This window comes from Thalassospira sp. UBA1131 (genome assembly GCF_002311515.1).
Lineage (GTDB): Bacteria > Pseudomonadota > Alphaproteobacteria > Rhodospirillales > Thalassospiraceae > Thalassospira.
This window is the reverse complement of the sequence record NZ_DCAO01000059.1, coordinates 50,158-50,523: the sequence shown is the minus strand read 5'-3', so window position 1 is coordinate 50,523 and position 366 is coordinate 50,158. Positions and strand designations below refer to the sequence as shown.

1 pseudogene is annotated in these 366 nt (G+C 54.1%); it reads right to left on the bottom strand.

From position 1 onward, the window contains the following. Positions 1-85 precede the first annotated feature (85 nt). Positions 86-366, bottom strand: a pseudogene (locus B3Z49_RS09085) (rod shape-determining protein MreD); the annotation flags it as partial.

Below are 366 nucleotides of genomic sequence, written 5' to 3'. Positions count from 1 at the left end.
GGATTAAAACAGCCTTTCCCCATCATAGCTAGTAGCCGTTGCCAAAACATCAATATTGCGCAGTTCATCAATCGCGCATGGCAGCCTAGACATAACGCAGAAGGGTATTTTGTGCGCGCGCCAGAACCCAGGCAACAATCGGGAACAAGGCGGCCGTCAACACATAACTGATCATGGTGGCCTTGAAGGGCAACAATGCGCCGATCAGGGCCGAACTCAGCAACCACTGAACCAAAAGTGCCGGAATGGCCACCAATGCAAAGCCCCACCACATCACGCTGAACGGCTTGTTGTGGAAAAAGCGCCCCTGACTTGCAGATCCGGTCTGCACCAGTACGAGCACAAGCGAACTGACGCCAAGCGGCA